9 protein-coding genes are annotated in these 8,157 nt (G+C 69.8%); 3 read left to right on the forward strand and 6 right to left on the reverse strand.

Features of this window, described 5'->3' with window-relative positions; all coding sequences use genetic code 11:
• From ACTMTI_RS56170 to ACTMTI_RS56185, 4 genes are all read right to left on the reverse strand, one after another.
• On the reverse strand, window positions 1-243 hold a 243-nt coding region (locus ACTMTI_RS56170), incomplete at its 3' end, for a hypothetical protein (protein ID WP_441129284.1).
• A gap of 43 nt (window positions 244-286) precedes the next feature.
• Window positions 287-778 carry a hypothetical protein gene (locus ACTMTI_RS56175; protein WP_441129285.1) on the reverse strand — a complete coding sequence of 164 codons (492 nt, stop codon included), beginning with the start codon at window positions 776-778 and terminating at the stop codon, window positions 287-289.
• Entirely contained in the window at window positions 775-2,268 is a 1,494-nt protein-coding gene (locus tag ACTMTI_RS56180; protein ID WP_441129286.1) for an ATP-binding protein, read from the reverse strand. The genes ACTMTI_RS56175 and ACTMTI_RS56180 overlap by 4 nt, the downstream gene beginning before the upstream one ends.
• Window positions 2,269-2,276: 8 nt before the next feature.
• Window positions 2,277-2,951 (reverse strand): response regulator, encoded by a 675-nt coding sequence (locus tag ACTMTI_RS56185; RefSeq protein WP_441129287.1) that lies wholly within the window; start codon window positions 2,949-2,951, stop codon window positions 2,277-2,279.
• Between the two features lie 191 nt (window positions 2,952-3,142).
• Here ACTMTI_RS56185 and vanY-N point away from each other — a divergent pair, with 191 nt between their 5' ends.
• Window positions 3,143-3,715: a D,D-peptidase/D,D-carboxypeptidase VanY-N gene (vanY-N, locus tag ACTMTI_RS56190; RefSeq protein WP_441129288.1), complete on the forward strand. Its 573-nt coding sequence runs from the start codon at window positions 3,143-3,145 to the stop codon at window positions 3,713-3,715.
• A 151-nt stretch (window positions 3,716-3,866) separates the two neighbouring features.
• A complete protein-coding gene (locus ACTMTI_RS56195) occupies window positions 3,867-5,909 on the forward strand; it encodes an ATP-binding protein (RefSeq protein ID WP_441129289.1) in 2,043 nt (680 codons plus the stop codon).
• A 41-nt stretch (window positions 5,910-5,950) separates the two neighbouring features.
• Here ACTMTI_RS56195 and ACTMTI_RS56200 read toward each other — a convergent pair whose 3' ends face one another.
• Together ACTMTI_RS56200 and ACTMTI_RS56205 are read right to left on the reverse strand one after the other, a co-directional pair.
• Window positions 5,951-6,427, reverse strand: coding sequence for a DUF488 family protein, N3 subclade (locus ACTMTI_RS56200; protein ID WP_441129290.1), 477 nt, complete (start codon window positions 6,425-6,427; stop codon window positions 5,951-5,953).
• 78 nt (window positions 6,428-6,505) lie between these two features.
• On the reverse strand, window positions 6,506-6,901 hold the full coding sequence (locus ACTMTI_RS56205) for a RidA family protein (RefSeq protein WP_441129291.1): 396 nt from the start codon (window positions 6,899-6,901) through the stop codon (window positions 6,506-6,508).
• A 124-nt stretch (window positions 6,902-7,025) separates the two neighbouring features.
• Between ACTMTI_RS56205 and ACTMTI_RS56210 the strand changes: the two genes are divergently transcribed.
• Window positions 7,026-8,000: a helix-turn-helix transcriptional regulator gene (locus ACTMTI_RS56210; protein ID WP_441129292.1), complete on the forward strand. Its 975-nt coding sequence runs from the start codon at window positions 7,026-7,028 to the stop codon at window positions 7,998-8,000.
• Window positions 8,001-8,157 lie beyond the last annotated feature (157 nt).

Consider the following 8,157-nt stretch of genomic DNA (forward strand, 5'->3'; position numbering starts at 1 on the left):
GCCGCGCTGCTGGTGATCTTCGTCCCGCTGTCGCTCCGCGCCTACATGCGCAGAGGACGCTGAACGCTCCAGGCATCTGGAGGGTACCTCCACATCGACAGCTCCGGTAAAACCTTCACCGCCGCCAACGTGCTGGCCCTGGCAGCCGAAGGCAGGCTGAGCCTCGAGCTCGGCCACCGACACATCGGGTCGGAACCGGCGATAGCGGGCTACTTGCTCATCTGAGAGGAAATCCACAGGCATGAGCAGGCACGCTAGGGCGCTCGACCAGGGCGAACAGTCGTCGTCACTGCTCCTCCGGGCAGCTCCGGGGGCCGACGCTTTGTCCAGCACCGACGACGGTGACCTGGTCAGGGCTTTCCGGTGCCGTGGCGGCGGCGGCCGTGCACACGATCTGCTCGACGGCCAGGGTGGACAGTTCGCCGGCCGGCGTGGACAGGGTCACCACCAAAGGGCCGGCCGGCTTGGCGGTCACCGAGAACGGGCCGGCTTCGGGCGGGACGTCGGTGGTGAGTCCGTGCGCCTGTTCCTCCGCGGTGGGTCCGGCTGCCAGCAGCGCGAGCGTGTCCCGGAGGAACAGTCGACCACCGGGCCGCTTAACCGCGCTGAGTCGGCCGTTCTGCACCAGGTAGAGGGTGATCCCCGTGGTTGGTTCGACGCGTCCGCTCGGCGGGTCGCCGGCGCGGATGGCGTCGCTGGGTTGCACGCCGCAGCCGGCCACGGCGACGAGCGATATGAGACCCGCGGCGAGCACGCGGCGGGCGAGCCCGGTCCTCACTCGGGGCCTCCGTCCGGATCGTGTGCCCGGCGTGGCAGGCGCAGCGTGAAGATGGCGCCGCCGTCCGGGGCGTTGGTGACGGTGAGGTCGCCTCGGTGCAGGCGCGCGTTCTCCCGCGCGATGGCGAGGCCGAGGCCGCTGCCCTCGGACCTGGCCCGGGCCGCGCTGGCCTTGTAGAACCGGTCGAACACGTGCGGCAGCACCGCTTCGTCCAGCCCCGGTCCGTGGTCGCGGACCTCCAGAGCGATCCAGTGCGGGTCGGTGGAAAGCCGTACCGACACCGGTGGCTCGCCGTGCCGCAGGGCGTTGCCGACCAGGTTCGCGAGGATGACGTCCACTCGGCGTGGGTCCAGCCGTGCCGTCACCGCAGGTGGAAGTTCGGTGTGCACCTGCTCCGACCAGCCCCGGGTACGCAGGGTCGCGCGCACCAGCTCGGCCACATCGACCTCGTTCAGCGCGAGGGCCGCGACGCCTGAGTCGAACCTGCTGATCTCGATGAGGTCGTTCACCAGCCCGGTGAGGTTGAGCGTCTCCTGGCTGACCAGCCTGGCGGCCCTGCCGGCGGGCTCGGGCAGCCGGGCCGCCTCCTCATCCAGGACGTCGGCGACCGCGGCGAGCGCGGCCAGCGGGGTGCGCAGCTCGTGCGACACGTCGGCCACGAACCGGCGGGCGTCGGCCTCCATCTCGCGGAGCTGCTCGACGTGCCGTTCCAGCTCCGCGGCGGTGTTGTTGAACGTGCGTGCCACGTCGGCCAGCTCGTCGGAGCCGCGGACCGCGATCCTGGTCCGCAGCTCGCCCTCGCCCAGCAGGCGTGCCGCCCGGCCGAGCTCGCGCACCGGGCGCAGCACGCCACGGGTGGCCAGCAGCGCGAGGACGACCGCGAACGCCAGGGCGGCCCCGCCGATGAGCCAGGCGCGTGCGGCGAGCTCGTCGATGCTGAGCTGTTCGGGCATCAGGCTGCGCGCGGTGTAGACCTCGATGCCGGACACCCGCGTCCGGTCCCCCTCGACGATCAGCAACGGCGCGCCGATGATCAGGATGGGGTCGCCCTGCCACACCACGCGTTGCCACGCGATGTCGCCGTCGGCAACCATCCGCCGCAGCCCTTTGGGAATCACCCCGGAATCCAGGATCGGCGTGTTCCCGCCCGGCCTCCAGCGCCCCGTCGGCGGGCCCGGCGGCGGGCCAGGCGGCGAGCCCGCCAGCGAGTGCGCCTCGTGGTAGACGGCGAGCGCGGGGCGGTTCCCGTCGGTCATGGAGCCGGCGATCTCGTCGAGCTCGGCCTGGCCCGGCGTCGCACTCCGCAACGGGAAGAGCGCCTCCATGCGGCTTCTCATCGCCTGTACCGCGGCATCCTGGGCCCGCTGCAGAATGTCGTTGCGGGCCTGGACGTAGATCCCGCCGGCCACCGCCGCCGCGGTGACCACACACAGCAGTGCGAACGCGAACAACAACCGGGCACGCAGCCCCAGGGTCGGCCAAGGTGCCACCGCCCGGCTCACACCGGCCCGAACCGGTACCCGAACCCACGCACCGTCTGCACGTAGACGGGTGCCGCCGAGTCGTCCTCGATCTTCGCGCGCAACCGCTGCACGCACGCGTCCACGAGACGCGAGTCGCCGAAATACCCGTGCTCCCACACCGACTCCAGCAGCTGCTGGCGGCTGTGCACCCGGCCCGGCGTACCGGAGAGCTCGAGCAGCAGGCGCAGCTCGGTCGGGGCGAGGCTGACCGGCACGCCGCGGTTGGCGACCACCAGCCCGGCCCGATCGATGGTCAGGTCCCCGTGCCGCTCCAGCTCCGCCTGGTCCCGGCCGATCCGCCGGAGCACCGCGCGAATGCGTGCCTCGAGCACCCTGGGTTGCGCCGGCTTGACCACGTAGTCGTCGGCGCCCGCCTCCAACCCGGCCACCACGTCCATGTCGTCGCTGCGCGCGGTAAGCATGATGATCGGTACTTCACCGGCGGCCCGGATGCGGCGGCACACCTCGAACCCGTCCATGCCAGGCAACATCAGATCGAGCACGACGACGTCGGGAAGGTCCGTACGCAGCCGCTCCAGCCCCTGCTCGCCGGACTCCACCGCGCGCACCCGGTGCCCATGCCGGGTCAGGGCCAGCTCAAGGCCCTCCCGCACGGCCGGGTCATCCTCGATCAACAACACTCGCGACACGCCGCCGAGTATCACAGCACGCTCCACAACTCGCCCGCCGGTTAACCCCATCCACTGTCGGCCAGCCGTGTCCCCGCCTCGTCCGCGCCATGTCATGGCTGTGTCACGGTCGCGCCGACGGTGCCCGCCGTCGATAAACGGTGACATGCGGCGGACAACGCACGCATATTCAGCGCCAATCGTAGTTCGTCATGAGCGAACCACGCACCCTCCCACCTCGGCCCCGAGACCGGCTGTACGCCGCAGTCACGCTGGTGCTCGCCGTGCTCCTGCTGCCCGCGGCGTTCGTCCGCCATCCCGGCCGCGCCCGCGAACTGGCCTGCCGCTGGGCGTTGGGGATGCGATTCCCCGCCGAGGACCTCACCGGGCTCACCGACGGCGCCATGGCGGCGTTCACCGCGGCGCGCACCGAGGCGCTCTGGTGTCACGGCCAGCTCATCGGCCTCACCTCGGGATACCGCGATCCCCTTGTCCAGCAACGGATGTTCGAGGAGGAGGTGCGCCGCTCCGGCTCCCCGGCCTCGGCACGCATGCTCGTGTTACCACCGGCGGAATCCAACCACGTCAAGGGCATCGCGCTGGATGTGCGCCCCCACGAAGGCGCGCGCTGGCTCGAGGAACACGGCGCCCGCTATGACCTCTACCGCATGTACGACAACGAGTGGTGGCACTTCGAGTACCGCCCAGAATGCGGCGGCACGCCACCACGACGACGACCCCACCCCGGCGTGGGCTACGTAAGCGAGAACTGGGACCAGATGTAGCCCAGGTCCGGGTCCACCCATGTGTGCGATTTGGGGACGTTGACGGGTCTGCGCCCGAGAACCGAACCGTTGATCCGACCAGCGCGCCCAAGGGTTCGGCCCGGGCATTCAACAGCGGTATCGATTGGGCGTTCGGAAAGGGGTTAGGGGTATGTCATCGGGGAGTGACAACAAGTCCGGATTACTGGGCTGGCGCCTGCAAGCAGCGCGCGAGATGGCGTTTGTGGGGCGGGAGGAAGAGCTCGCGGTTTTCAACGCGGCGTTGTACGGCGGCGGCTGCAGCGTTCTGTACGTGCACGGTCCCGGCGGCATCGGGAAGTCGGCCTTGTTGCGGCGGTTCGCGCACGAGGCCGCGGTGGCGGGGCGGCCGGTGTCCATGGTGGACGGGCGCATGTTGGAGCCGTCGCCGGCGGCGTCCGAGGCTGAGGCCGAGCTGATGCTTCGCGATGCGGACGCGGTGCTGCTGGTGGACAACTTCGAACGCATTCAGGGCTTGGAGGGATGGCTGCGCGAGCGGTTCCTGCCGCGGGTGCCCATGGGGGCGCTGGTGGTGATCGCGGGGCGGAACCCGCCGGACATGCGGTGGCAGGCGGATCCGGGATGGGCGGGGGCGTTGGAGGTGCTGCCGCTGCGCGACCTGCGGGCCGGAGATGCGCAGGCCCTGATGGACTCCTCCGGGGTGCCGGCCGAGTTGCGCGAGCCGCTGCTGGCCTTCGCCGGTGGTCATCCGCTGGCGCTGCTGCTGGGGGCGGCCGTGGCGGTGAAGGACTGCGGGGCCAGCAGGCGGTGGATGCCGAATCAGGACGTGGTGGCCACGTTGCTGGATCAACTGGTGGGCGAGTTGCCCTCGGCGGCGCATCGGCATGCTCTGGAGATCTGCGCGCATGCGTACATGACGACGGAGGACCTGCTGCGTGCGGCCTTGCCGCAGGACGCCGGGGCGTTGTTCCGGTGGTTGCGGAGGTTACCGTTCGTGGAGTCGAGCAGCCTCGGGCTGTTTCCGCATGACGTGGTGCGGGAGCTGCTGGAGACGGACCTACGATGGCGGGATCCCGAGGGGTATGCGGTGATGCACGACCGCATTCACGCGCATCTGGCGGAGAGGGTGCGCACGGCGAGCGATGCGGACGTGCCCGCCGCCGTGGCGGCACTGCTCTACCTGCATCGCGGCAACGAGGCGCCGGCCGATTTCCACGGCCGCCACGACGAGGGCGAGTTCCAGGAAGAGGTGTTGCGGGAGGAGGACGTCGGCACGTTGCTCCGGGTGGCGACGACAGCGGAGGGTGCGGCGTCCGCGCGCTGCGCCGCCTTCTGGGCGGAACGTCAGCCGGAGGCGTTCCGGGTGTATCGACGGACCGAAACCGGCGAGCCCGTGGGTTTCTCCGCGTGGTTGCGTCTGGCGGAACTCGATGAGGAGGAGCTGACGGCCGATCCCATCGTGGCCATGGCGTGGGCGCATGCGCGGGCCACCACGCCGTTGCGCGCCGGGGAACATTTGGCGGTCAGCCGGCTATGGGCGCTGCCGCAGCATCGCGGGAATTCGCCGGTGATGGATGTGATCCGGTGGCGAATGATCGGCAATTGTCTGCGGGCCGAGCGGATGGCGTGGTCCTATATCGCGATACGGCATCCGGACCACGCGTGGGTGGAGCATCTGCAGCAGCACTACGGGATGCGTGGCATCGCAGAGCAGCCGCGGCTGGGGGATGACGCGTACACGCTGTTCGTTCATGACTGGCGCGCGGTGCCGGCGCAGGCGTGGCTGGAGCGGATGAACCGGCCGCTCGTCGAGGGCGTTGCCGACGGCCCGGGTGCCGCGACGGCGGAACTGGCGGTGCTGTCCCAGGCGGAGTTCGCCGAGGCGGTCCGCAAGGCGTTGCGCCAGCTGTCGCGGCCAGGCGCGCTGGCCGCTTCCCCCCTGACGCGCACCAGGCTGATCGCCGAGCGGGCCGGGCAGAACCCGGCCACGGCACTGGGTGCCCTGCTCCGCCAGGCGATCGACGACCTGCGTGCGGATCCGCGCTCGGTCAAGTTCCACCGGGCGCTGTCCGTCACGTTCCTCCGCAGCACGCCTACCCAGGAGCTGGCCGCGGAACGACTCGGCATCCCTTTCACCACCTACCGCCGCCATCTGAAGGCCGGCATCGAACGTGTCTGCGCCGACCTGTGGCACCGGGAGCTGTATCGGGGTTGAGGAACGAGCGGACAGCCGTTGGCGCTGAAGGAATTCACGCGTCACAACGGGCGCAGGTGCTCGATCGTGACGTGGTGCTGCTCGGTCAGCCGCTGGGCGATCAACGAGCGGTGGCAGGCCTCGGGGTCGCGCTCGACACAGAGCAGTGCTGCGGTCCCACTGCTCGGCAGCTCCGACACGATCGGCGTGAGGTCGGCGAGGTAGAGGATCTCGGTGGTGTAGCGGCGGGTGTACTCGGCAGCGAGTTCGCGGCGCGAGCGCTTGCCGACCCCTTGGCGGTCATCCTCGGCGTACTGGAGCCGGCGTAACTCGGTGGTTGGGGCGAGCTCGGGATGGTGCTCGTAGGCGATCCGAGCATGGGCGAGGGCCGCCTGCAGCCGGCGTGAGTTCGCCCAGGCGTACTCGGGTCCGCGGACACCGCGGCGCTGGCGTACGTCGAGCAGCAGACGAACGTCCGCGTGCCGCAGTCGTTGCAGGAAGGATTCGCCGTCGAACCCATAGACGCCGATTGTCACCATCCTGAGCACTGGAAATCACCCACCTGTCTACTACTCGTGCCGCCTCCGGCAACCTCTGCCGGAGGCGGCGAGGTCGCATCACGCGACGGCGGTCCCCTCAAGTTCGACCATCAGGTCGGGGATCGCCAGCCGTGTCACCCCGAGCATCGTGGTGGACGGTGCCACCCCGGCGGCGCCCAACCGTGACGCCAGCACGCCGTAGTGCTCGAAGAGCCGATCGACGTCGGTGGTGTAGACGTTGAGCCGGACGAGGTTCGCCAGGGACATGCCGGCCTCGCCGAGCACGGCCTCCAGGTTGTCGAGGCTCAGCGCCAACTGCGCCGCCATGTCATCGGTATGCTGGGGCTTGCCGTCGCCGCTCATCGCGGTCTGCCCGGCGCAGTAGAGGGTCCGGGTGTGCCCGGAGACGATCTCACCCTGGTTGTACCCCATCTCCACCGACCACGCCCACGGGTTGACTGCCGTTCGCTCCATTGCCACATCAGCTCCATTCGATTCGTCGACATTACGTACGTCGATCGGCTCGGTAGCCGTCGCGTTGATGAGCCTCCCAGCGAATCACGACATCCTGTGTCGTGTATTTCGGTAAAGTTCTCGCATGCGCGCCGACCGGTTGGTCTCGCTGGTGCTGCTGCTGCGGCAGCACGGTCGGCTGTCCGCGCCCGCGCTGGCCCGCGAGCTGGAGGTATCCACCCGCACCGTGCTGCGCGACATCGAGGCGCTGTCCGCAGCCGGCGTCCCGGTCTACGCCGAACGCGGCCGGCACGGCGGTTTCGCGTTGTTGCCCGGTTTCCGGACCGAGCTCACCGGACTGAACCCCGACGAGGCCCTTGCCCTGCTGGTAGCCGGATCGCGGCGCGGCGCGCAGGCATTCGGCCTCGGCTCGGCGCTCGCTTCGGCGATGCTCAAGGTGGTTGACGCGCTGCCCGAAAGCTATCGGGACACCGCGGCCGGCGCGGCCGAGCGATTGCTCATCGACCCGGAGACCGACCTCCTCTCGCGTCGGCTGGTCGATGAGGAGGTGCCTGACGCCATAGCGGCCGAGGTCCTGCGCGCGGTGTTCGCCGGACACAAGCTGCAGATCCACTACGCGGCTGTGGACCAGACCCCGAAGTGGCGCACGGTGGACCCGATCGGCCTGGTCACCATACGCGACCGGGGCTACTTGCTGGCCACGAGGTCTGGCGCGGACCGCACCTACCGGCTGTCCCGGATCTTGGCCGCCAAGGAACTCGCCGAACCCGCACAGCGACCAGACCGGGTCGATCTGGACCGGGCCTGGCAGGAACGCAGCACGCAGTTTCGGACCGGCGGCGAGCAAGTCACCGTGCTGGTACGGGTGCACCCGGCACGGCGGGAGGACCTGGTGGGCACCGCGCTGGCCGTCCGCGCCGAAGAAGCCGACTCAGACGGCTGGCTGCGGCTGGAGGTGAACTTCCAAGATCCGAGACATGCCGAATGGGCGCTGTGGCAGCTCTCCACGAACGCGGAAGCCCTGGCCCCGCAGTGGTTGCGCAACTCCCTGCACAACCGCGCCGCCGCGATCGCCGCCCGCTACGAAGTGTCATCCTGAGAGTTGTCGCCTTCTGCGGGCCGCCGCCGACGCGATTCGGACCGCTCCATACTGGTAGGTGTGCTTTCGTAGGTGAGTAGCGGATCTGGCTCAAAGTCCGTGAAGCTGGTCACGACCTGTGATCACGTCGTCGGCGCAGGCGGTCGTCAGGTGATCG

It is taken from the genome of Nonomuraea sp. H19, from assembly GCF_052068215.1.
Classification (GTDB): Bacteria; Actinomycetota; Actinomycetes; order Streptosporangiales; family Streptosporangiaceae; genus Nonomuraea.

Excerpts from the sequence above, each read along its gene's own strand:
- vanY-N (WP_441129288.1), top strand. The coding sequence starts at position 3,143 with ATGAGCGAACCACGCACCCTCCCACCTCGGCCCCGAGACCGGCTGTAC.
- ACTMTI_RS56195 (WP_441129289.1), top strand. The coding sequence starts at position 3,867 with ATGTCATCGGGGAGTGACAACAAGTCCGGATTACTGGGCTGGCGCCTG.
- ACTMTI_RS56200 (WP_441129290.1), bottom strand. The coding sequence starts at position 6,427 with ATGGTGACAATCGGCGTCTATGGGTTCGACGGCGAATCCTTCCTGCAA.
- ACTMTI_RS56205 (WP_441129291.1), bottom strand. The coding sequence starts at position 6,901 with ATGGAGCGAACGGCAGTCAACCCGTGGGCGTGGTCGGTGGAGATGGGG.
- ACTMTI_RS56210 (WP_441129292.1), top strand. The coding sequence starts at position 7,026 with ATGCGCGCCGACCGGTTGGTCTCGCTGGTGCTGCTGCTGCGGCAGCAC.